This is a genomic window from Chryseobacterium elymi (assembly GCF_003385495.1).
GTDB classification, from domain to species: domain Bacteria; phylum Bacteroidota; class Bacteroidia; order Flavobacteriales; family Weeksellaceae; genus Chryseobacterium; species Chryseobacterium elymi.
Genome location: NZ_QNUH01000004.1, coordinates 238,821 through 261,270 on the forward strand (window position 1 = coordinate 238,821; position 22,450 = coordinate 261,270).

Annotated in this window: 22 protein-coding genes; 7 read left to right on the plus strand and 15 right to left on the minus strand. The window is 36.8% G+C overall.

What is annotated here, in order from left to right:
• Positions 1 to 6: 6 nt before the first annotated feature.
• From traK to DRF60_RS06590, 7 genes are read right to left on the minus strand one after another with little or no spacing between them, the layout of a single operon-like run.
• Entirely contained in the window at positions 7 to 630 is a 624-nt protein-coding gene (gene traK / locus DRF60_RS06560) for a conjugative transposon protein TraK (RefSeq protein WP_111959494.1), read from the minus strand.
• A gap of 20 nt (positions 631 to 650) precedes the next feature.
• Positions 651 to 1,634, minus strand: coding sequence for a conjugative transposon protein TraJ (gene traJ, locus DRF60_RS06565; RefSeq protein ID WP_116011374.1), 984 nt, complete (start codon positions 1,632 to 1,634; stop codon positions 651 to 653).
• A 4-nt stretch (positions 1,635 to 1,638) separates the two neighbouring features.
• Positions 1,639 to 2,271: a DUF4141 domain-containing protein gene (locus DRF60_RS06570; RefSeq protein WP_116011298.1), complete on the minus strand. Its 633-nt coding sequence runs from the start codon at positions 2,269 to 2,271 to the stop codon at positions 1,639 to 1,641.
• 21 nt (positions 2,272 to 2,292) lie between these two features.
• Entirely contained in the window at positions 2,293 to 4,800 is a 2,508-nt protein-coding gene (locus DRF60_RS06575) for a TraG family conjugative transposon ATPase (RefSeq protein ID WP_116011299.1), read from the minus strand.
• On the minus strand, positions 4,797 to 5,135 hold the full coding sequence (locus DRF60_RS06580; RefSeq protein WP_116011300.1) for a DUF4133 domain-containing protein: 339 nt from the start codon (positions 5,133 to 5,135) through the stop codon (positions 4,797 to 4,799). The genes DRF60_RS06575 and DRF60_RS06580 overlap by 4 nt, the downstream gene beginning before the upstream one ends.
• 9 nt (positions 5,136 to 5,144) lie before the next feature.
• Complete coding sequence (locus DRF60_RS06585; protein ID WP_116011301.1) at positions 5,145 to 5,975, minus strand: DNA adenine methylase; 831 nt, start codon at positions 5,973 to 5,975, stop codon at positions 5,145 to 5,147.
• A gap of 30 nt (positions 5,976 to 6,005) precedes the next feature.
• Complete coding sequence (locus DRF60_RS06590; protein WP_116011302.1) at positions 6,006 to 6,311, minus strand: DUF4134 domain-containing protein; 306 nt, start codon at positions 6,309 to 6,311, stop codon at positions 6,006 to 6,008.
• Positions 6,312 to 6,647: 336 nt separating this feature from the next.
• Here DRF60_RS06590 and DRF60_RS06595 point away from each other — a divergent pair, with 336 nt between their 5' ends.
• Positions 6,648 to 8,183, plus strand: a complete 1,536-nt coding sequence (locus tag DRF60_RS06595; RefSeq protein WP_116011303.1) for an IS1182 family transposase — start codon at positions 6,648 to 6,650, stop codon at positions 8,181 to 8,183.
• Positions 8,184 to 8,349: 166 nt separating this feature from the next.
• On the opposite strand, the gene DRF60_RS21545 is transcribed toward DRF60_RS06595, so the two are convergent.
• The 7 genes from DRF60_RS21545 to DRF60_RS21100 form a co-directional block, all read right to left on the minus strand.
• Entirely contained in the window at positions 8,350 to 9,888 is a 1,539-nt protein-coding gene (locus DRF60_RS21545; RefSeq protein ID WP_238640071.1) for a hypothetical protein, read from the minus strand.
• A gap of 207 nt (positions 9,889 to 10,095) precedes the next feature.
• A complete protein-coding gene (locus DRF60_RS06605; RefSeq protein WP_116011304.1) occupies positions 10,096 to 10,404 on the minus strand; it encodes a hypothetical protein in 309 nt (102 codons plus the stop codon).
• Between the two features lie 44 nt (positions 10,405 to 10,448).
• Positions 10,449 to 11,063 (minus strand): conjugal transfer protein TraD, encoded by a 615-nt coding sequence (locus DRF60_RS06610; protein WP_116011305.1) that lies wholly within the window; start codon positions 11,061 to 11,063, stop codon positions 10,449 to 10,451.
• A 2-nt stretch (positions 11,064 to 11,065) separates the two neighbouring features.
• Positions 11,066 to 11,341: a DUF3408 domain-containing protein gene (locus DRF60_RS21875; protein ID WP_116011306.1), complete on the minus strand. Its 276-nt coding sequence runs from the start codon at positions 11,339 to 11,341 to the stop codon at positions 11,066 to 11,068.
• 29 nt (positions 11,342 to 11,370) lie between these two features.
• A complete protein-coding gene (locus DRF60_RS06620) occupies positions 11,371 to 11,769 on the minus strand; it encodes a DUF3408 domain-containing protein (RefSeq protein ID WP_116011307.1) in 399 nt (132 codons plus the stop codon).
• The gene (locus DRF60_RS06625; RefSeq protein WP_116011308.1) at positions 11,762 to 12,541 is read right to left on the minus strand and encodes a ParA family protein; all 780 of its coding nucleotides are present in this window, start codon (positions 12,539 to 12,541) and stop codon (positions 11,762 to 11,764) included. The genes DRF60_RS06620 and DRF60_RS06625 overlap by 8 nt, the downstream gene beginning before the upstream one ends.
• Positions 12,542 to 12,604: 63 nt before the next feature.
• Positions 12,605 to 12,757 carry a hypothetical protein gene (locus DRF60_RS21100; protein WP_157967936.1) on the minus strand — a complete coding sequence of 51 codons (153 nt, stop codon included), beginning with the start codon at positions 12,755 to 12,757 and terminating at the stop codon, positions 12,605 to 12,607.
• 554 nt (positions 12,758 to 13,311) lie between these two features.
• On the opposite strand from DRF60_RS21100, the gene mobA reads away from it, so the two are divergent.
• A complete protein-coding gene (mobA, locus tag DRF60_RS06635; protein ID WP_116011310.1) occupies positions 13,312 to 13,743 on the plus strand; it encodes a conjugal transfer protein MobA in 432 nt (143 codons plus the stop codon).
• Positions 13,740 to 15,002 (plus strand): conjugal transfer protein MobB, encoded by a 1,263-nt coding sequence (gene mobB / locus DRF60_RS06640; protein ID WP_116011311.1) that lies wholly within the window; start codon positions 13,740 to 13,742, stop codon positions 15,000 to 15,002. The genes mobA and mobB overlap by 4 nt, the downstream gene beginning before the upstream one ends.
• A 426-nt stretch (positions 15,003 to 15,428) precedes the next feature.
• Here mobB and DRF60_RS06645 read toward each other — a convergent pair whose 3' ends face one another.
• Positions 15,429 to 15,749 carry a hypothetical protein gene (locus DRF60_RS06645; RefSeq protein WP_123902652.1) on the minus strand — a complete coding sequence of 107 codons (321 nt, stop codon included), beginning with the start codon at positions 15,747 to 15,749 and terminating at the stop codon, positions 15,429 to 15,431.
• A gap of 656 nt (positions 15,750 to 16,405) precedes the next feature.
• On the opposite strand from DRF60_RS06645, the gene DRF60_RS06650 reads away from it, so the two are divergent.
• The 4 genes from DRF60_RS06650 to DRF60_RS06665 all read left to right on the plus strand — a co-directional run bounded on the left by DRF60_RS06650 (position 16,406) and on the right by DRF60_RS06665 (position 22,450).
• On the plus strand, positions 16,406 to 16,927 hold the full coding sequence (locus tag DRF60_RS06650) for a sigma-70 family RNA polymerase sigma factor (RefSeq protein ID WP_116011313.1): 522 nt from the start codon (positions 16,406 to 16,408) through the stop codon (positions 16,925 to 16,927).
• Positions 16,928 to 17,018: 91 nt separating this feature from the next.
• Positions 17,019 to 17,822 carry a FecR family protein gene (locus DRF60_RS06655; protein WP_116011314.1) on the plus strand — a complete coding sequence of 268 codons (804 nt, stop codon included), beginning with the start codon at positions 17,019 to 17,021 and terminating at the stop codon, positions 17,820 to 17,822.
• 156 nt (positions 17,823 to 17,978) lie between these two features.
• Positions 17,979 to 21,062 carry a SusC/RagA family TonB-linked outer membrane protein gene (locus tag DRF60_RS06660; RefSeq protein ID WP_116011315.1) on the plus strand — a complete coding sequence of 1,028 codons (3,084 nt, stop codon included), beginning with the start codon at positions 17,979 to 17,981 and terminating at the stop codon, positions 21,060 to 21,062.
• An 11-nt stretch (positions 21,063 to 21,073) separates the two neighbouring features.
• Positions 21,074 to 22,450 (plus strand): RagB/SusD family nutrient uptake outer membrane protein, encoded by a 1,377-nt coding sequence (locus tag DRF60_RS06665; RefSeq protein WP_116011316.1) that lies wholly within the window; start codon positions 21,074 to 21,076, stop codon positions 22,448 to 22,450.

The window sequence follows — 22,450 nt, forward strand, 5'->3', positions numbered from 1 at the left end:
ATAGATTTAACGTTCAACAACTTCTAGATCTCTGTTCTCCAAAACAGCGAATTTCTCAATATTGAAGCCCTGCGGATTGTTGTCGCTACGAACGGAGTTAAGAAGATTACAGGAAGTCACGAGATTACGCTTTGTTACGTTGCTTGAACGGATAATAAATTGAGTGGCGTAAGTCTTAACAGAATAGGGGTAAGAATCAAAGTTGCAGACTACACTATCAACTTCGACCCGTTGCTGTACATTTCCACTGATTATACGATTATAATAGCCCTTTTCTGCCAGGTCATTGTAGTAGTCAAAAACACTCTTATCGGCGAGATTAAAGGCCCTTTTCATATTACTCTCAATAGCATTTTTGTCTGGGGCCAAGGTGAAAAATAGTTCATGAAAACGTCTCACATGCTCTCTTGCTTCAACAGGGCGGTTGATGCTGGCGTCTTGCGCTAGCGCCAGCATCAACGATTTTCCCTGATCAAGAACATAGATTTTCTCCCGTTGCCTTTCCGCGAAACTATAAGACTTCCAGATAGCATATCCGACTATACCAGTACATAATACAGCGAAAATTATCGCATAAAGTCTGATTTGGCGGAAGCTATTTTCGATATTTCGGAGGGTTTTAAATTCCATGTTTTTATTTTTTAGGTTTGTTATTTTTTTAGTAATTGTCCACCGATGTTACCTGCTACAGCACCCGCACCACCACTTGCAACACTAGCCGCCTGCTGAATTTTTTTGGTGTAATTGGTTGCACCAGATGCCTGGATGATCCAGCCCGTTACAGTAGGCACAGTAAAATATCCTACTATCCCAATAATCATAAAGATGATATACACAGTGTTCGTCGTGTCAGGAATAAAGGAAGGATCAGATAAATTCTCGATATCGCGCTCTAAAATCAGAGACTGTATCCTGGCGAGAATTGAGCTGAACAGGTCAGCAACAGGTAGCCATAAATAAACACTAACGTATCTGGTAAACCATTGATTTAATGTAGACTGAAATCCATCCCAGACGCTGATGGCAAATGCAATTGGGCCAAGGATTGAAAGGACGATCAAAAAAAAAGTTCTTATGGTATCAATGACCAGCGCTGCTGCATTAAATAATATTTCCAATAGTTCCCTGAAAGCATCTTTTATTTTCTGCCCCAATTGGAACATGCCACGCTCAAAATACATCCCCGTCATGGTGGAAAGGTCGCTCGGCGACCAGCCTAATTCTTCAAGCTTTTTGTCGAATTCGTCATCAGAAACCAAATAAGCTTTTTCAGGATTTCGGATCATTGCTTCATATTCCAGTTGGTCTTTCTTTTCCTGCAGCACATTAAGATCAATGACCTGATTTTCAAGCATGGCATGCGTTCCCTTTACAACTGGACTTAAAACAGCATTGATAGATCCCAACACAATTGTTGGGAAGAACATTATACAGATGCCCAATGCGAAAGGCCGTAGTAAAGGGAAAACGTCGATAGGTTCTGCGCGGCTTAATGCCTGCCATACTTTGAGGGCAACATAAAATAACGCGCCCAATCCAGCTACGCCCTTTGCCACTCCCGCCATATCTGCCGATAGTGGAATCATCTCATCATAGAGTGAGCGCAAGATTTCGTGTAAGTTCTCGTATTCCATGATATTACCAATATTTTTGATCAGGAGTGCCATAGAGTTCAAGAACTCTTTTTGTATTGTTTTTCTTTTTGGCTCGGATAATGCTTACCGAAATGTTTTTATTGGTAAAGTATTTGACAAGGGCATGGTATTCTTTGACTTCCTTATATACTTTGTCAATTACCTCCATTCTTTCTTTATCATTTAACGAAAGTCCATTGGCTGTAATAATCTGCTTCAACTCCTTTAAGAGTTCAGTACTTTCGTTCAATAGTGCTGAATATCCGTTTGCAATGGCAGCCAATTCATTTGGTTTGAAATTGGGGTCATTCATCATTTTGCCAAAGTTGGTGACGTACATTTCTGAAACATCCCCTACAAGCAATACCGTTTGCTGAACTTTTCGGGCATCTTTGACTAGGTTATTGACCGCCTTAAGCTTGTCGTAATATTCTTTACCTTGCTCGTAAACCCGCTTTACTTCATTGAAGTTCTTCACCACATTGGAAACTGTAGATGATGTCTGAACAATTTCGTTGGCACTGTTGACAATTCCGGATGCCAAGTTTGTGGGATCAGTCACTACCCACTGGGCTCTTGCTTGCGATGTGATGGCAAAGGTTAATACCATCATCACCGCGAAAATGAGTTTTTTCATTGCTTTAAAAATTTTAAATGATTAATTATTATATTGATTTTCGCTCTTTTTAAGCACGATACGTTTGATAGCATGCTCGACGTTTCCTCCAAGTTTCTCCGCTAATTGCATGACCTCTAATTTTTCAGTTTCCTCTGTGGTATAGGCATAATATTCCGCCATTGAAACTTCTGTTGCGTACACAGCTGAGTGAGTACCCCCAAGCCCAATCCAAACCTCCTTGTATTTTCGGGCAGGATCATTATTCATATTGATAGAAAGTATCTGGGATTTCTCTTTTTCGGTTAATCCCAACATCGCTTGGATATCATCGAACTTATTCATGTATTTTCGCTGATCAAGAAGAATTTTGCAATCGGAATTATTGATGATAGTCTCTTTGACGACAGGAGAATGAATGATGTCGTCAACCTCTTGGGTCACGACAATTGCCTCACCAAAGAACTTTCTGACTGTTTTAAACAGGTATTTTATATATTCCGCGAAGCCTTCTTTTGCAATCGCTTTCCAAGCTTCTTCAATTAGTATGAGCTTACGGATACCCTTTAAGCGTCTCATCTTATTGATGAAGGTTTCCATGATAATGATGGTCACTATTGGGAAAAGAATTTTATGATCTTTTATCGCGTCCACCTCAAAGACAATAAATCTCTTATTTAGCAAATCAAGCTCTTTTTCAGAGTTCAATAGGTAATCATATTCGCCTCCCCGGTAGTAGGGTTCCAAAACGTTTAAAAAGTTGGCTAAGTCAAAGTCCTTTTCACGCACTTCCTTCGCTTCAAGCACTTTTTTATAGTCATTTTTTACATATTCATAAAATCCATTAAATGAAGGCTTGCCTTCCAAGTTCTTGATATGATCTATATATCCGCTCACAGCATTGGAGAGTGCGACTTCTTCAGAACGTTTCGGAGGTTCATCGTCTCTTTTCCAAAGTGTTAAGATTAAAGTTTTAATGCTTTCTCGCTTTTCAATATCAAAAACATTATCATCCGTGTAAAAGGGATTAAATGAGATTGGGTTATCCTCTGTATAGGTAAAATATACACCATCATCACCCTTAGTTTTCCCCTTTATCATTTCGCAAAGACCTTGATAGGAGTTTCCGGTATCGATCAGCAGAACATGGGAACCCTGTTCCCAATATTGTCTAACCATGTGATTCGTGAAAAATGATTTCCCGCTTCCGCTAGGCCCCAGTATAAACTTGTTCCTATTTGTGATAATTCCTTTCCGCATTGGAAGGTCTGAAATGTCCAAATGAACCGGTTTTCCTGTAAGACGGTCCGCCATCTTGATCCCGAAATGCGAGGGCGAATCATGGTAATTTGTCTCTTCTGTGAAAAAACAGATTGCAGGTTCGATAAACGTATAGAAACTTTCTTCACTTGGGAAGTCCCCCGAATTACCGGGCATTGCTGCCCAATATAATGTGGCAACATCCACTGTGTTATGTCTGGGCTTGCACTCCATAAGCGCAAGGGCACTTCCAGTATCATTCTTTATCCTTTTAAGTTCAGAAGCGTCATCTGACCAGGCCATCACATTGAAATGCGCCCTTATGGAAGAAAGACCAAAGGAATGCGCTTCATTCAGATATTTCTCAATCCACTCTCTGTTTATTTGATTGCTGCGGCTATACTTTGCCAGTGAATGCATGTTCCGCGCGGATTTCTCAAACTTCCTGAGGTTATCATCGGAATTATCCAAAAAAAGGTATTGATTATAAATGTGGTTGCAATTCAGCAGTAAACCAACTGGGGATGCAAATGATAATAAACAGTCACTTCGGTCTGTGGACAGCTTTTCGTAGCGAGTATCTATTGAAACTGTACCCGGAAGATCATCAGTGTCCGATAGTGTGTGCAAACAAAGCCTTTTATTGCCGATGCGGACTTCCTCGTTGCCTAAAGATATATCCTGCAAAGGTTCATCTTTTTCCATCGAAAGGGTAAAGTACTGGTCAAGTAGCCCCGGATGATTATCAGAACCTGTGATATCTTCAGCTGTAAGTCTTTCAAGAGTTATGAAACCACTGTCGTTTAAAATCCGTTCAAACTGTGCCACCGCCTCCATGAACCGATAGATATTTTCTTTGTCACGTATTTCCTTCGGTATCAAGACCCCTTTGCATAGCGATGAAAAATTGGATTGCATTCGCATTCTTTCCTTACTGGTCTTTGTTAAAAAAAGATAACAGTAGTGGTTCAGGAACGGACGTTCGTTAAAGTGCTGTTGATAGGATTTTCCCAAAAAGCTTATTGCTTCATCGGAAAGATCTGGCTCATAACTTTCTCTAACGAACCAATCTTGTTTATGTACAATCGAATAATCTGGTAAAGTTTTTATTGCTTTGTGCCAGGCCGAGTGCATTGCATCATATTCGGCAGAGGATACTGTAAATACTTCTGGAAGGATTACTTTAAAACAAATTGTTATATCCGCCTCCTTGGAGATAATACAGTTTTCTTCAACTGCAAGGAGCGGAAATTTAGATTCCAAAGTCCTTGTCTTTGCCATATTCCTCATGATATTTTGGATTTGAAGTTTAACCTGGATTTTAGTAAGCGACAAATTCGCTTCTGACTGACAATGAATCTTGGATGCCTTTTTTTTGAAGCAACTTTCATAAGTCCGTGTTCACCGTATTTCGCATTCAGGGAGAAAGTTTGCCAGATGAGTACTGATGATCCAGAACCTCCAAGAATTAGGCATACATAAGAGTTAATGCCGATCATATACATAATCATTACAAGGATCAGTATGCCCAGAAGACCAGCAGCAAAAATGAAGAGATATTGGGCCTTAAGTCCTTTAAACTCAACCGACCGGCCCACACCTTTATTGATATTAAATACTTTCATTGGTTTGGTTTAAAAGTTTATAGTTCCTTGAATAGCATTCAGGTCATAATTCGCTGTCAAGACCTCAATCTTTTTTTTATGGGGTTTTCCATGCGCATTATCAACCATTACATTTGCCTGCAGCTGTATGCTGAACCAATCATGATTTTTTACATATTGCTTCAACTCTGGGCTTGGATAGCTGCTTAACAGAAATTTTCCCTTTATCTCGGATAGACATTGAAGGAGGGAGGCATAATCTTCTCTCGAATAGCCATCGTAATGCCCACAATCAGAATTATAATATGGTGGGTCGCAGTAATGAAAGGCAGAAATATGATCACGAGAATTAATGATGCGTAGCGCATCCGTGTTTTCAATTTGTACATTCTGTAACCTTATCGCATATTCTTCTGAAAATGAGTTACGTTTATTACTGATCTTCTTAGCGGTTGTGGAGCTTGTTTTATCATACCCCCAGGCGTCCCCGATAATAGAACTAAAGGATTGGTTGCAGAGAACCCATACTGCCCAGGCGCGCTTCAGCCGATCAAAAAGATGTGGGTTGTTATAAATGACAAGCGCATCGTTATGTAATGATCTGCTGTGAAGGCTTATTCTGATCAATTTTTCCAATTCTACGAACTGATTCTGCACCATTTCGTAGAAATTGATCAATTCTCTATTGTAGTCGTTGATAACTTCAACCTCGGTAATTGGTTTTGACCAAAATATAGCCCCGCCACCTACAAAAGGCTCAACGTATGTTTTGTGCGGTGGAATAAGTGGAATAATTACCTTTGAAAGTTTCTGTTTACCCCCATAGTAAGTAAGAGGAGTAGTTATATTTTTCCTAGTCATATCTGGTGATTTAAAGGTTTGAAAGGCCGACTACAGGAAGAATGATCGTAAGATCGTAGCCGCAACAATCAGGAATATGCAGGCGCCAAACCAGCTTGCCGCAGTCTTACTGGTGTCGGGATCACCGCTGCTGAATTTGTTGTAAACTTTGACACCCCCTATCAACCCGACCACAGCGCCGATCGCATATACAAGCTGGGTCGCTGGATCAAAGTAACCAGTGATCATCTGGGTTGCCTCCTGAATACCACCCTGTCCGTTCCCCTGTGCAAATGCACCAACTGTTGATAGCATTAATACTGCTGTCAGCAAAATTCTTTTTCTTTGTTTTTCCATGATTTAAACGAATTTTTTGTTATTCTTTTCCTGCTCCGTGCAGGCTTACATGGCAAATGTGAGATAGAATTAAAAGCACCCTTTTAATCTGGAAATCAGAGGAATTATTTGGCGTTCAGAGGCTTTAAGCGGTTAGATTTATGTATAAAAGATTTAAGATTTTTGAACATTTGGAAGTCTGGGAGAGGTTTTACAATTGATTGGTTTTTGCCTGTACATCCCCTCAAAAAAAAGAGGCTGTCTCAAAAAGACAGCCTCTTTTTTATGTTATTTCATGACATTTAATTTGATTTAATTAATTGATTTTCATATATTTATAGTGTAAAAGGAAGATATATGTCGTCTCAAAGACCTACTTTTAAGCCTTACTATCAGGACCAGATTATGGCAATTCCCCCAACTTTGGACGAATTGGTCTCCAAAGGACATCCGGTACGTATTGTTAACGATGTGATCAACCGTATCAACATACAGGGTCTTTTGGATGCCTACAAGATAAAAGGCTGTTCCAGTTATCATCCGCAAATGCTGTTGAAGGTTCTGGTGTTTGGCTATGTAAGCAATGTCTACAGCAGTCGGAAACTGGAAACAGCCTGCCGGGAGAATATCAACTTCATGTGGCTGAGCGGCATGAGCTATCCCGATCACAATACCATCAACAGATTTCGTGGTGTCCGTTTAAAAGAAGCACTTCGCAGTGTATTTGAAGAAGTTGTTAAGCTCCTGGCCGAAGAAGGGTTGTTAAGCATAGAAGATGTCTACACCGATGGCACCAAGATAGAGGCTAATGCAAACAGATACACTTTCGTTTGGAAGAAAGCTATCCATACCAATAAGGAAAAGATGAGAGCTGCCTTAAAAGATATATGGGACTACGCCCAAAGTATCGCCAAGTCGGAGGACAACCTCCCGGATCCTCCCGATCTGACGACAATTGACAGCGAAAAAGTGCGGGCTACGGTCGATAAGCTGAACAGGGTCTTATCCGACAAACCTTCGGTAAATAAAAAGATGAAGGCAAAGTTGCGTTATGTAACCAAAAACTATCCGGAGAAGATCGCACAATATGAAGAGCAGGAAGCTACTCTGGGAGACAGAAACAGTTATAGCAAAACAGATCCCGATGCCACCTTTATGCGGATGAAAGAGGATCATATGAAAAATGGCCAGCTCAGACCAGGATATAATATCCAGATATCCACGTCCAATCAATATATCGTCAATTACACCATACATTCCAATCCCACAGATACCAGAACATTATCCGGTCATTTGCAACAACATGAGGACAGCTTTGGAAAAACACCGGGAACCCTTACCGCGGATGCCGGTTATGGCAGTGAAGAAAACTATGCATTACTGGCAGCAAAAAATATTGAGAGCTATGTGAAATATGGTATGTTTGACAAAGGGCAGAAAAAGAGCTGTGGGGATAAGAAACCATTTTCTGTAGATAAATTACATTATAATCCTTCACAAGATTGCTATATCTGTCCAATGGGACAGGAAATGCATTGTATAGGTACATTTAGCCAAAAGACCTCCGCAGGCTTCCGGCAGGAAATCAAAAAGTATCAGGCAAAAAACTGCACAAACTGCCCGTTGAATGGTACCTGTCACAAATCACAGGGAAATAGGATCATCGGGGTGAATAAGCAACTTGAGGTTTACAGGAACAGGGCATACCAATTGCTCAACAGCGATGTAGGTGTAGCCAAACGAAAACAGAGGTGTTATGACGTCGAACCTGTCTTTGCAAACATTAAACAGAACCATGGGTTCCGAAGATTTATGCTCCGGGGTAAAGAAAAAGTGTCCATAGAGTGGGGATTATTGGCAATAGCACAAAATCTAAGAAAAAAAGCGGCCTAAAAAGCTACTTTTTGTTCATTTTTCCCCTCCATATGAGTCTTTTTCCAAAATAACCAACAAACAACACACAAATCTATCTCATAGACTTTTTAAACAAAAAAACTGTCCCAAATAAATTTGAGACAGCCTCTTTTTTTTCGGAATTAGGTTATTGAATTAAACCAAATTACATCTTTCGGCCTTTGCTATTATTTGACGGCTTATTTGTCTTTTGATTATTTTGTCCTTGTTGTTGTTTCTGCTTATTTTCTTTGATCACATCAACAATAAACGTTTTTTCCCACGGAATTTTCTTGGCTTCAAAATGGCTCTGTACGCCAACCCATTTTAAATCACTTTTCAGATCCCAGCCACCTTCACGGTTCCATCCAATCGGGTCAAGTTTTGTTTGAAATGGAAATTCTATAGCAATCAGATCTTTGGGGAAGCTGGAAATATTAGCATAGTCCAGTTCACGAAATTCATGTTTTTTGGGATCGTATGGAATGAGATAGGCATCTTTCTCATCAGAATAATAATGGTCAATATCATCAAAATTTATCCCTTTGGAAAGGAAATCACTTGCTGAGCGAAGCATATTCATCCTGATGTCAACAGTAAAGGTATGGCCTTCAATATCAATAGTTGGAAGTTTGCCCTGCATACGGTCGTGAAATGCCTTTTGATCCACCATAAAATGAAAGTCATCATGCGCTTCCACTTCCTGAATGGAGACGTTGTATTTTTTTGCCATTGCTGCAGGATCAAGTACAACAAATTCAGGTAAGTGAATATCTTTATCGTTATACTTAATCAGATATCCATCCCCGCAATCCTGCATTTCCTTTAAAGGAATTACATTATTTGGATCGAACTTATCTCGGAATTCAAACGTGTTAACATCAACAATAAATGTAGTCCCCTCGATCAATAATTCCAATTGTCCCTGCTCATTCCTGTTAGTCGGTATAATTTGGCTAATTTGATCATGACTATATGCAAGGTCGTATTCAAGTTTTAAATCATGGTATATGAGACCAAATTTAAGTGGCAATTTTGAAGCATGGTTTTTCCCTATGGGGTCAATGGTACGTATGTCTGGAATCTCTACAAGTTTTACCGTTTCGGTATCCATGACACTTTGTTTTTTTATATCAATAACCCGCCCGCTTATGGGTTCATATAATATATTAAATGCTCTATTTTTATCACTATAATAATCTTGCAAACCTTTAAGCTCAATATCAGGTTTTCCTTCAATGGACCATAAGATATCATTGTCAGGATCAACTACATATTCATTGCCGCAAATGTTTACTTTTACGGGATGCCCATCAATTCTTTTATTGTATACTTCCTGATTGACCATTAATTCAAAGTCAGTTTTCTCAACCATATCTTTGGTAGTACAGTTATACTTATTGCTAAAACCCAAAGGATCAATTTCGGTAATCCGCGGAACTGTAACCATTACAGAAGGGTTTAATGCAGGATCAAGAATCTTATCGATCATTTCATCGATACTTGGACCTTTCATTATAAAATCGTGAGTTTTATATAATGGGCTATAACTAAAGGAATAATGCGTACCATGATCTTTCATATAGGCAAAGCTGATAGTATTGCTAGGATTATCTTTTTCAATGAGCGCCAGCCTATCAATGTCAAATTGAAAAATTGTTTTCTCAATTTCAATCTCCGGTAATTTTCTGTTTTCTTTATCCATAATTTTCTTTTTTATTTTATGGGTAAAAATGATCCGAAAATTAATGACATTGGATAAAGTTGAATTCTTAGGAACTATTTGGCAGTTACTGGCAATATTCAGGTTTCAACACACTTCTGGATGCATCTAAAATCAAGTGATGGCATATCAAAAGCAGATATTTTTCAGAGATCTCACTTGGGAAGCTTAGTTCGCCAATTCAGGGAATTATAATTTTGGCCCTTTCCTTTGCTTTGGAATTTCAGTTTTTTTTACATCACTTTTCAAGCGCTGTTCACCTAGCCAATCGATGTACGATTTAGCATCTTCGAGATTGTTAGGTACCATTATTCGTCGCCCAGAAGATTTACTATCGTCCAGCCCAATACAAAATCCATAGTCTGGAAATTCCTCTTTTTTATAAACTAGAATAAAATTATCCACATGCCGTTCGGCGACATTATTTTTGTGGCTGGCAATTATATATCCTTTATATTCCTCAAATATATAATTGGGATCATTATTTGATTTAATCATAACTATTTAAAGTTTTGTACAGTACTAAAAAGACAAAGGGGATCTTAGATAAAATCCCCAATGTCAAAATCATCACCGTTCTCAGAAGTTTTAGGTTCTACCTCGTCTGGCAAATTCTTATTCAAAAGATCTGCAATCTTGCGGGAAGAACCTTCCATAGCATTTTCCAATAGATAGAAAAGATCGGTACCTTCAATTTTACGAACTACTGCGACTGCCTTTTTAATTGAAACAGGATCAGGATCATTGTTCCGTAATACCTGCCCGGCATCATTGAGTTCCTGAAAGGAAACCCCTTTGGCATACCCTCTGACCTCATTTGGATCCACTACGGTTTTAAATTCTTCCTCTTCTTCCTCGTAGTCAATATCCTCTTCGGAATATTCCTCAGAATTTTTCTCTGGAACTGGATGTTCTAACCCCTTTCCCTCGGTGTTCATTTCAAAATTATCCTCTTTATCGTTTCCATCATTTATTTGGCTCTCTGTGGATGCTGTTGGCGCAGAATGGCCATTAACATACCTAGATTTACCCATGATGTCTTTCGGATCTTTCTTGGGAGCCACGACCGGATTTCTTGTAATCTTATTTATGACCAATTTATCTTTCAACAAAAGAATAATTATTGTTAAAAGGCATGTTAAAATCAATACTTCCATTGCTATAATATTGGTTTCTGGTTCATGGCATGGATCGTGTTTATTTCATCACCGAAATTCTCAAAATGTTGCTTTAACACGTTATGAATATAATCGGTTAGCGTAATTTCACCGTCGCCAAGGATACAGACGATTCTGGTCAATTTCTTGTGGAAGTCGGAGCATATATAAACTGATTTTCCACATCGGGCTACCGTGCTGGTCGGCTTCAAAAAAGAGGATTCATATTCATCTATATGAAGTGTTTTTTTCGATTGGTTCTGTTCTTGTTTTTTCATTGCGATAATATTCTTTCAAAATGAATTAATTAGAAAATAGGTTTAAACTTATCATTGAAATCATCTGTAATCGCCTTTTCAAAAAGCTCAAAATGATGATTTAAAATATTGTCCAGATAGGCATAAAGCGGTATTTTGTCTTCACCAATAACCTGTACAATCCTGGATAGACGTTCATGAGACTCCTGCCTTATGTAGATACTCTTTTCACCTCTTCGGTTCATAGAATGATTCTTAAGAAAAAGTTCTCCATAGGTCTTTTCTGATTGCTTTTTGATTTTTGCCTTTTCTTTTACCACAGGTTTATTTTCAACGGGCGGGTCATTGGCAAGTGGAAGTTTTGGATCACGTGTTCCTTCAGCCATAACTTGCATCAGATATTCTTCATCAACCTCTGGAATATTCGCCTTTTTTTCATTTTTATCCATTATCATGCATTTTTATAGTTTTCAAAAATTCCTCGATGAACATATCCATTTTACAAGACTTTATAAGTCTTCTATCCGGTGGGAGCAAGGTTGACCTAAAAACGGTCTTTGCTTCTGATTCACTTTCTTTTCGAAAACGTTTGCTGTCAGGAACTCTAGTTTCCATTAATGTCAGTCCCAATTCATGAATGATTCTATCGTAATGATCATACAGAACCGATTTCTCCCTTCCATCTACTTGATTCCAGAAAAGTCTGATTGTTTTAATGGAAGTTTGACCATTTTTTATCAGAACGTTGGTCATGACATCCGTAAAAGATAGTGTACTCTCAAGCACAACACGGTCCGCTGTGATCGGAGAAAAAATGTGGTTCATTCCAGCAAGAGTGCTTAAAAGACCCGGAGTGTTCACTGTTCCTGGAAGATCAAAAAATATAATATCAACAGGTAACTGTGACAATTGTAAATACTGTTCAGCCTCTTTTAAGGCCAGCTCTGGCTTGCACTGAAATATCGGATAAGCTTTCTTATTTATAGTCTTAAATTGTTGGAAAGCCAATTTCTTAAAGCTTTCATTTTTCATAATTGCAGACTGGTCTCGCTGTCTCATTTGAGCGAGGCTATGTTGCGGATAATCGCAATCGAAAACTGCTACATTCAGTCCACGTCCATAATGTAATGTACTGGCTAAGATAGCTGTGAAAGTACTTTTACCTACACCTCCTTTTTGGCTGGAGAAGGCTACAAATAATGTTTTTTTCTTCTGTTCCATTTTCTTTAATTTTTAAAAATTTTTATGTTATTGTATTTTGTAAATCCTGCAAGCACGCTGGTTCTACAGAATGCTTTCTATATATCTTCTTTTCTGTCCTGAAAGTATGATAGACCTATAACCTGAAAGGAAATCTTCATGTATGAAAACTTGCAGATTTTCATTCTTTCTGGCAGACTTTCTATCAATCATGCTGATCTTAATTATAACTGTCATGCGTTCTTTCATTTTTGCTTTCTTCACTGACTCCAGGAAATTTTTCAGATCGGACAGCATCTTAATTGGCATGTCCTCTTGAAAACAGGTTTTCTAGCCTGATTGAAAACCTGTTCTCCGTATAGCCCCTCTGATGAATTGTTCCCATAATTGTTTGCAAGCCTGATATCCAGGTTACAATCAGTTTATCTAGCTTGATTGCACAAAGAACAAGTAATTATAAATCCATTTTAGCTGCCTGGAATTGATTGGCTAAATGCGGCACTTTTTGGCTCTGGCTTGTATGGTTGGCCTTTAAAAATGTTGCCTTTACTTTGTATTGAATTAGTATGGAGGGATAAAGCAATTTTAACTTTAAATGGATTATAAGTCTATAATCCATGAATTGTTTTTATTCAATCCGCCAATAATGGCGGAATCCTTTCATCGGAAAGGAGCAAGTTATCTTTTGAGCTGCTCGAAATAAATTCCGCAGCTCAAAACAACTTGCCCTAGCGGGGCTTTAAAAACACTCTCCGAAGTCGAGGTTTTCATTAAAACAATAATTTTTGACAATGGATAATCAAAAAAAAGATCAAATAAAAAAGTCTGGGCGCAAGCCCAAGATTGATCCGGCAAAACACCGATATACAATAAGTTTGAACGATAAAGAAAATGATCGTTTCTTGTCGTTATTTGAAAAATCAGGAATGAAGGTTATGGCACATTTTATCACTGCTTGCATGTTCGACAAGGCCATCAGAACAGTAAAGATTGATATGAATGCAGTAGAATATCATACCCGATTAACAAATTTGTATAGCCAGTTTAGATCAATAGGGGTTAATTATAATCAGGTAGTGAAGATTTTGTACCGAAATTTTTCAGAGAAAAAAGCGTCTGCCTATCTATATAAATTAGAAAACCAGACCTCGGAATTGGCGAAATTGTGTCGAGAAATTATAGATCTAACACTTGAATTCGAGAAAAAATATCTTCAAAAATGATTGCAAAAATTGGAAAAGGAGCAAACCTTTACGGTGTAATAAATTATAATTTTCAAAAAGTAGCCAGCGAAAATGGTCAGATTCTCGGTCTCAATAATATGCCGGAAAGTTTAAATGGAACATATTCTGTTAGTTATCTGATGAAATGTTTTGATCCATATCTTACTGCGAACCATAAAACAGAGAAAACAATCCGTCATATTTCTTTAAATCCTGATCCATCTGATTACCTAAATGATGAAAAATTGGTAGCAATCGCAAATGAATATATGACAAAAATGGAATTTGAAAAACAACCTTACATTATATTTAAGCATACCGATATAGAACGAACCCACATTCATATTGTCACAACTTGTGTCAGGTCGGACGGAAGGAAAATTCAAGACTACAACGATCACAAAAGATCAATGGCTATCTGTAGAAATATTGAAAAGGAATATGGGTTATTGCCCGCAACTGAAAAATTAACTAAAGATGAGCTTAATTTTAGACCGGTTAAATATAATAAAGGAAATATCAAGAGTCAGATTTCAGCGGTGGTTCGATATCTACCCCAACACTACCAATTTCAGACTTTTGGGGGATTTAACGCGCTTTTATCATTATTTAACATCACAGCCGAAGAGGTAAAAGGAGAAATTCAGGGACAGCCAAAAAATGGTCTTGTTTATTTTGCGTTGGATGAAAAAGGCAATAAGGCGAGCAACCCTTTTAAAGCTTCATTATTCGGAAAAAAGGCAGGAATTGAATTTTTACACAGTCATTTTGACGAAAGCAAAATCGCTATGAAATCCAGTCCTGCAAAATCTATTTTAAAAAACACCTGTGAATCTGTTCTAGCACTTACAAGTAGCGAGGCAGAATTTAAAAAACAATTGGCAAAACAGGGAATCAATATTGTAGTACGCAGAAATGATGAAGGTAGAATCTATGGTGTTACTTTTATCGACCATGAAAGTCATTCTGTCTGGAACGGCTCCCAGTTAGGAAAGAACCTTTCTGCAAATTTCTTTAACGAGTATTGGACAATAGGAGCAAAGCCTATAAATAATGATGATGGTCTTGATCAAATAAATGACCTGCCGATCCATCATTTATTTGATTTCATAGATGAAGGGATTTTAAACAATCTGACAGAGAATTTTATTGAGGGAATGGGTTCAATAATCCCAGGATCACCGGGAGAAGATTTTGAGGAAGTAGATTTTGAAAACCGTATGAAAAGAAAGAGTAAACGTAAGCGTAGAAAACTGTGATCTATTTACCATTTTTTTTAAGAAAAATATTTTTCAAGCAATAATTGAAAAAGTAGCGAATCGTATCCTTGTTTAATAAAATTGGTGTTCCTCGCACATTACCGAGAAAATCGCAGCATATTTGCTAATCGTCTCCTTATCTTTTTCATTATAAGTAAGATCCCGATTCTTAATAATTGTTCTGCAAAAGTTAGCCATAAAACGGATTTTCCTGTCAAGCTCAAACTGTATCTAGTTTGCCCTGATAATATGTATTTTCCACACTCAAAACAGCAGTTTTAAAACTGTATTTCTGCTTATCATTGAGCATATTATCAATAGTCTGGTAGGCGTGGTTATAAAACTGGTTCTCCAGGGCTTTGATTAAACCTACAATAAAGAGAGATAAAAGTATTTCATAATTTTGGTTCCCAACATGGGGTATATTTAAAAATCTGGATTTTGAATATGGTCGATAATGTCAATTGCAAGTACGTCATCTGTCTTTCGATCATACTTTGAAAGATAATAATCTATTAGAAAGCCAAGTTCTTTTAGCGAACAAAGACGTTCATATGTGATCCCATTATCGTTGAGTATTTCCTTCATTCCCCTTTTAAATTTGAAGAATCTATAATTTGTATCGATTCCTACAGAGTACTCTCCATAAAGGATGATTTTCTCATAGTCCGTGTCACTCATTTCTTCGATAAGGAAATCGTTAATTGCATTTCTTCTAATTGCTTTTATAATTTCATCTAATTTCATGGCTACCTGCATTAATTTTTTTTATTCAACATGATTCAACACTTTCCAACCATTATCCTTTGTTAAACCATTCTAAATTTGCGTTTTTGGTCTTAGGGATTTGCAATTTAATTCTATTTATGTTTTTCTGCTCTAGGTATTTTCACGGAAATTTTACTTTTAAATTCTCATTCAAAAAATATATAGAGCGAAATTACTACTGGAAAATGTCAGAACCTGTCGCATTTTAAACTTTGGGAAGTTTAAATATCTTTCATACGTATTCATTGGGGATAAACAAAGAAAGGCATGGTACTGAAGCCAATCGTCTAAGAGGTACCGCTAAGAACCCAGATGCCGAAAAGACTTAGCCCATGCCAATAGTTGGCACAGGCGTAAGTCTATCGAATTGCATCTTTTTTGAAAATTAGCGGTTTTCTTAGATTAAATTTTCGATAGCTTACGCTCGTTTATATCGTTATATTCTATTAATATTCCGACTGCTAATATATTAATTTTTTCGAAAAATAGATTTCTTTGTTGGTCTTTATTAATTTTCAACCAATGTCAGGTTATTAAATTCCGGTATAATGTGGTATGTAATCTCTGTTTAATAAAAAAATATTGCCTCAAATTTAATTATTTGTTAAAATATTGCTAATTTTGTTATTCAAACAATGTGGTCTTCTAACCGACATATCAAAATTGAAGAACAGGAATATTATACGCTTCTTCATAAATTCCATCCATTAATAATTGCTCTCATATATAAAAAGATTAAGAATAGGGACGATGTATTGGATGTTTATCAGAATGTCATAATTCATATATGGCAGTATAGATCAAAATTAGATTCTAAAAATATTGAGGGAATAATTGTAAAGACTTGTTTACAAGAGATAGCTCATTTCTATAGAAATACAAAAAGAACGCAAACTGATGCTTTACCTTTAGATCACTCCGATACTACAATGGAAGATGTACTTATTGCGGAGAGAAAAGAACAAAATCTTTTAGAAATCGAAAAAGCAATTGAAGAATTAATCCCACCGCTTCGCAGGAAGATTTTCAAGATGAATAAGTTGGACGGAATTACGCAAGAAAAAATTGCTACAACCTTAAATATCTCAAAAAGAACTGTTGAACAGCATATATCCAAGTCTATAATCTTCTTAAAAAACAAGGTGAAAATTTATTAAAATTTGTTAAAAATCCATAAATAGAGTTAATTTTTCTATAAAACCATGTGGTATTTTTCTACTTCCTCCTATATATAATAAAGGAACTGTTATGGAAGATAAATTTAATCTGACAGAGGAAGAAGATAATAAAGTATGGACAAATGCTTTTATCACAATTCGTCGTAAAGAACAGCAAAAAAGAAAACGAAGATATATAATATGCGGGGGATTGGCTGCCGTAGTACTATTTAGCAGTAGTATTTTAGGTTTTAATATCCTTAATAAACCGGATGTATATTTTGCCAATTCAAATAAATTAAAGGTATTATTGCCGGATAATTCTGAGGTCATTTTACAAAAAGGTGCTAAGCTCACCGTTGAGAAATCTTTTCCGGCAGATACTAGAGATGTGAAACTTGAAGGTGATGCGGTTTTTAAAGTATCTAAATCGAAAACGCATCCGTTTATTGTTCACGGAAATGAATATGATACTAAGGTACACGGAACAGTTTTTAAGGTTATACAGACTGGAAAAACCTTTATTGTTAATCTTTATGAGGGCAAAGTATCAGTATCCAGAACCGACAAACCCAATGAAACTTTCATACTTAAACCTGACGAAACATTCTCAAACATGGGAATCACCCAGGTTGCAACAGTTGTACCATCGGGGAAAAGTGCCCAAACTAATTCCTTACCGACTATATCTTTTAATGAATGTTCGCTTGGAAAGGTAGCTGAAATAATAGAGAAAACATATGATGTGAAATTGACTGTTACGGATCAAGAAAAAGATTTAATGATTACTATTTCCGCTACCAACACTACCGCAGAAGCATTTATAAAAACCTTAGCTTACCAATTAAACTTAAATCTTAAGAAATATAATGATAAAACATTTCAATTGGAATAAGAAACTTTGGGGTATTATTACTCCAGTTCTAACTGAAGATACATAATGTAAACTATGTACAAGTTGAATTAAGAAAATGACCGACGGGGCCAACCGTCGGTCCCGTATTCAATTAAAACCTACGACTAGATATTAATATAAATACTTTACAAAAATATGAAAATTTTGTACAAAGCCGCCGTGTTCTTTTTGATCGGTTGGCAGAGCGTTAGCGCTCAGCAAAATCTCCCTAAAATGAGAGTAAATTACGATGCTGAATCACTTCCGGCGGACGCTGCCATTGAACTCTTTTTGAAGAAAAATAAAATTCAACAATTTGCCTATTCAAAGGAATTATTAAAAAATTACAAAGTTCAACGGGTTAAATGCCAGAATGAACTTGTCTTGGACTGCCTTGCAAAGCTGTTCAAAGACCTTCCATTGGAAACATCTATTTACAATAATTCAATAGTTATCCGTGAAAAGAAAAGTAAGCCAGTATCCACTAACGAAGAGTTTTCTCCAATGCTCATAGCAAAGCGGGATACAATAAAAAATACTGCAGAGGTCAACAAAATAGATGAAATTGTGGTTAATGCCGGATATTATACAGTAAGGGCAAAAGAACAAACTGGAAGCATTGCAAAAGTTACCGCAAAGGATATTGAAAATCAGCCAGTGACAAACGTGCTTTCCACGATCCAAGGTCGTATGTCAGGTGTAAATATCACCCAAGGTACAGGCGTACCTGGAGGAGGTTTTGACATTCAGATACGAGGTAGAAACAGCCTCCGAAATCTGTCCAATAGTGACATGGATGGCAACCAGCCACTCTATGTTATTGATGGTATTCCCGTCGCAAATGAGACCGCATCAAAATATTCGGGAGTGATATTGCCAGGAGCAAAAATAAGTCCGCTAAACAGTATAAACCCCAATGATATTGAAAGTATTGAAATTCTAAAAGATGCAGATGCCACGGCAATTTATGGATCACGAGGAGCAAATGGAGTAATTCTTATAACGACAAAAAAAGGAAAATCAGGAAGATTAGGTTTAAATTTCAATACTTCTTATGGCTTAAGTTCAGTGTTATCAAACTTAAAAATGATGAATACCGAACAATATTATGCGATGAGAACTCAAGCTTACTCAAATGTAGGAACCATAAACTATCCTTCCACTGCATACGATGTCAATGGAGCCTGGGATAGAAATAGGTACACAGATTGGTCTAAAACTTTAATTGGAAACACGGCATCCTTCTCTTCAACTCAATTATCTTTAAATGGTGGTAATAATAACACGAAGTTTCTATTGAGCTTGGGACATAATGAGCAAACAACTGTATTTGGCAGGGATTTCAGGTATGTAAGTAATAATATAACGAATAATATCTCCCATAATTCTGCTGATAATAGGTTTCAACTCAATTTATCCAACATTGTATCTTTTCAAAAAAATAATGTAGTAAGAGCGGATGTCACGAGACTGTCCTTTACTTTATCCCCTAATGCGCCAGCCATATATAATGTTGATGGAAGTATCAATTGGGAAAATAATACATTTTCGAACCCAGTTGCTGCATACAATAGCACCTATTCCAATCAGACGAAACAGTTTCTTACCAATCTCAATGTACAATATGAAGTTATTAAAAACTTCCGATTAAAACTAAATGGTGGTTTTAATTACAATACATTTGATGAAATTGCCCTGCAGCCCAACACGATGTATAATCCAGCTTTGGTTGTTGGATCGTCAAGCGCCTATTCTAGGAGTTCAAAAAATAACCAAAACACTTTCTCATTCATAGTTGAACCACAAATAAACTACAGCTTTCAAATAGATAATCATAAAATTGACTTTCTTGTTGGTGGAACATTCCAGAAACAATCTATTAACCAAGGAGCGATGGAAGGTGTAGGATTTGAAAGCAATTCATTCATAAGTAACATAGGTGCTGCTCAAACAAAAACGATATTTGATCAAATTGACACCAAATATAAATATGCAGCAATTTTTGGAAGAATACATTATAAATACAAAGATCGCTATATTCTTAATATAACGGGAAGAAGAGACGGTAGTAGTCGATTTGGCCCAAATAATAAATTCGCAAATTTTGGAGCAATTGGTGGAGCATGGATCTTTTCAAAAGAACAGTTCGTTAACGATTCTCAATGGTTAAGCTTTGGTAAACTGAGGGCTAGTTTTGGAACTGCTGGTAGTGATAATATTGGGGATTATCAATATATCAATACCTACACTGTTTCTTCATTAATTTATAATTCAACCACAGGACTTTTACCATCCAGATTGTTTAATCCAGATTATAGCTGGGAAAAAACAACTAAACTTGAAACAGCCCTAGAGCTGGGATTTATAAAAAACAAAATCAATGTGACAGCATCATGGTATAGAAATAGATCCTCTAACCAACTGGTAGGCTATCAATTGCCAGCAATCACAGGATTTCCGACTGTTCTAGCCAACCTTGATGCAGAAGTTGAGAATACAGGACTGGAATTTGACTTGACAATGCGCCCTTTTTCTGGTAAAGAGTTTAAGTGGGAATCATCTTTTAATCTGAGCATTCCTAAAAATAAACTGATCTCATTTCCCGGATTAGAGGGATCAACTTATTCAAATCAGTATGTAATAGGCCAGCCTATTTCTATAATTAAAGTTTACCAATTAGAGGGAATTAATCCGCAGACGGGATTATATCAGTTCACAGATTTTAATAAAGATGGTAAGATATCCTCACCGGAGGATAATCAGGTAGTGGAGAAAATCGGTGTAAAGTTTTTCGGAGGATGGAATAATACTATTAGCTATAAAAACTGGGATCTCTCTTTTCTGATTCAATTCGTTAATCAAAGAAATAAAAATTATAACAGTATAATGCCTATTCCTGGAGGGATGACCAACCAACCTATTGAAGTCTTAGATGTATGGTCTCCCCAAAACCCAACTGGTTTTTATATGCCTTATAGACCAAGCTCCAGTCCCGCCCACACTCAGTTTCAGAACAGCACTGCCAGTATTTCAGATGCCTCATTTATCCGATTAAAAAATCTTCAAATAGGCTACCGCATTCCTTTGGAAAGTACAAGTATTAGCAATGCTAAAATCTATTTTCAGGGACAGAACTTGATAACATGGACAAAGTATTTCGGGGTTGATCCCGAGTTTTTATTCATGGGCTATCTTCCGCCCTTAAGAACATATTCATTGGGTTTTCAGTTCAACTTCTAAAATTTTATATCATGAAAAATTTAAAGCTAATTACTACAATTATTATATTTCTGCTTATTTGTAAGATTCCAATCTCTTGCGAAAAACTTATTGATGTAGATATACCAAATAATCAAATAGACCAAATCAAAGTATTTGAAGATGTACAAACAGCAAATGCAGCCTTATCAGGATTATATGCCAGTCTATATGATGATTCACCTTTATCCGGAGACCTGACAGGAAGTATCATGGGGGCCTACACCGATGATCTCGACTTTTACCCGCCCACAAATACAGATGGAACACTTGATCTTTATACAAATTTACTTATTGCTGGAAACCCAAAAATTTATTCTTATTGGGCAGCTGCATACCAAAAAGTTTATATGGCAAATGCGATAATTGAAGGCGTTGACAATTCAATGTCTTTAACTTCTGCCGATAAAACGAGAATTAAAGGAGAAGCATTACTGGTGCGTAGTTTATTGTTCTTTTATTTACAACAAACCTTTGGGGATATACCATTGCCGATTAGCACGGATTATCAGGTAAACCAAAGCTTAGGGAAAACTTCCTCCGGTGATGTATTAAATAAACTGGTAACAGACCTTAACGACTGTAGAAATATGCTTACAGATGATTATCGGAATAATGAAAGAATATATCCGAATCGAAAAGTTGCTGATCTAATGCTTGCGAAAATATATCTTTTACAGAACCGTTGGAATGATGCCGAAGCTTCACTCAAAAGTATTGTACAGAATCCATTGTATCCATTTCAAAATGATATCACCAAGGTATTTATAAATTCAGGTAAACACATTATTTGGCAGTTAAAACCTAAAAATAATGGAGATGCAACCAAAGAGGCTAAATTATACTTTTTTGTTAATTCTGCTCCAAATACTTTTGCACTTACACCTAGCTTAATGAATACATTTTCTACTCTGGACAAAAGAAAATTAAATTGGATCTCCAGTGTAACGGTAGGTTCCAACACATGGTTTAGACCCTCAAAGTACAAGAATCAAACAAATAATCTGACAGAATATTCAATAATTTTCAGGCTAGAAGAAGCATATTTGCTGTTAGCTGAATCATTGGCCAACCAAAATAAAATTGATGAAGCGCTACCTTACGTCAATGCTATACGACAAAGAGCTGGCTTAACAAATTTAGCAGGTCAATTCACGCAGTCGGAAATATTAGATGAAATTTTGCTCGAAAGCAGACGGGAGTTCTTCACAGAACACGGGCATCGTTTTTTTGATCTCAAAAGGACAGGTCGTTTAAATGTTTTAATAGGGGTAAAGCCAAATTGGAAAAGCTACCATAATCTATGGCCATTACCTCAAAAGGAATTGACATTAAATCCAAATATGAATCCCCAAAATACCGGTTATTAA

Bases quoted from the DNA above. Each gene is read 5' to 3' on its own strand.
- DRF60_RS06585 (WP_116011301.1), bottom strand. From the start codon at position 5,975: ATGACTAGGAAAAATATAACTACTCCTCTTACTTACTATGGGGGTAAA.
- traK (WP_111959494.1), bottom strand. From the start codon at position 630: ATGGAATTTAAAACCCTCCGAAATATCGAAAATAGCTTCCGCCAAATC.
- DRF60_RS06655 (WP_116011314.1), top strand. From the start codon at position 17,019: ATGGAAGATAAATTTAATCTGACAGAGGAAGAAGATAATAAAGTATGG.
- DRF60_RS06650 (WP_116011313.1), top strand. From the start codon at position 16,406: ATGTGGTCTTCTAACCGACATATCAAAATTGAAGAACAGGAATATTAT.
- DRF60_RS06575 (WP_116011299.1), bottom strand. From the start codon at position 4,800: ATGAGGAATATGGCAAAGACAAGGACTTTGGAATCTAAATTTCCGCTC.
- DRF60_RS06595 (WP_116011303.1), top strand. From the start codon at position 6,648: ATGTCGTCTCAAAGACCTACTTTTAAGCCTTACTATCAGGACCAGATT.
- mobA (WP_116011310.1), top strand. From the start codon at position 13,312: ATGGATAATCAAAAAAAAGATCAAATAAAAAAGTCTGGGCGCAAGCCC.
- DRF60_RS06665 (WP_116011316.1), top strand. From the start codon at position 21,074: ATGAAAAATTTAAAGCTAATTACTACAATTATTATATTTCTGCTTATT.
- DRF60_RS06610 (WP_116011305.1), bottom strand. From the start codon at position 11,063: ATGGAAGTATTGATTTTAACATGCCTTTTAACAATAATTATTCTTTTG.
- DRF60_RS06660 (WP_116011315.1), top strand. From the start codon at position 17,979: ATGAAAATTTTGTACAAAGCCGCCGTGTTCTTTTTGATCGGTTGGCAG.
- DRF60_RS06645 (WP_123902652.1), bottom strand. From the start codon at position 15,749: ATGAAATTAGATGAAATTATAAAAGCAATTAGAAGAAATGCAATTAAC.
- DRF60_RS06605 (WP_116011304.1), bottom strand. From the start codon at position 10,404: ATGATTAAATCAAATAATGATCCCAATTATATATTTGAGGAATATAAA.
- DRF60_RS06580 (WP_116011300.1), bottom strand. From the start codon at position 5,135: ATGAAAGTATTTAATATCAATAAAGGTGTGGGCCGGTCGGTTGAGTTT.
- traJ (WP_116011374.1), bottom strand. From the start codon at position 1,634: ATGGAATACGAGAACTTACACGAAATCTTGCGCTCACTCTATGATGAG.
- DRF60_RS06590 (WP_116011302.1), bottom strand. From the start codon at position 6,311: ATGGAAAAACAAAGAAAAAGAATTTTGCTGACAGCAGTATTAATGCTA.
- DRF60_RS21545 (WP_238640071.1), bottom strand. From the start codon at position 9,888: ATGGATAAAGAAAACAGAAAATTACCGGAGATTGAAATTGAGAAAACA.
- DRF60_RS06620 (WP_116011307.1), bottom strand. From the start codon at position 11,769: ATGGATAAAAATGAAAAAAAGGCGAATATTCCAGAGGTTGATGAAGAA.
- DRF60_RS21875 (WP_116011306.1), bottom strand. From the start codon at position 11,341: ATGAAAAAACAAGAACAGAACCAATCGAAAAAAACACTTCATATAGAT.
- DRF60_RS21100 (WP_157967936.1), bottom strand. From the start codon at position 12,757: ATGACAGTTATAATTAAGATCAGCATGATTGATAGAAAGTCTGCCAGA.
- mobB (WP_116011311.1), top strand. From the start codon at position 13,740: ATGATTGCAAAAATTGGAAAAGGAGCAAACCTTTACGGTGTAATAAAT.
- DRF60_RS06570 (WP_116011298.1), bottom strand. From the start codon at position 2,271: ATGAAAAAACTCATTTTCGCGGTGATGATGGTATTAACCTTTGCCATC.
- DRF60_RS06625 (WP_116011308.1), bottom strand. From the start codon at position 12,541: ATGGAACAGAAGAAAAAAACATTATTTGTAGCCTTCTCCAGCCAAAAA.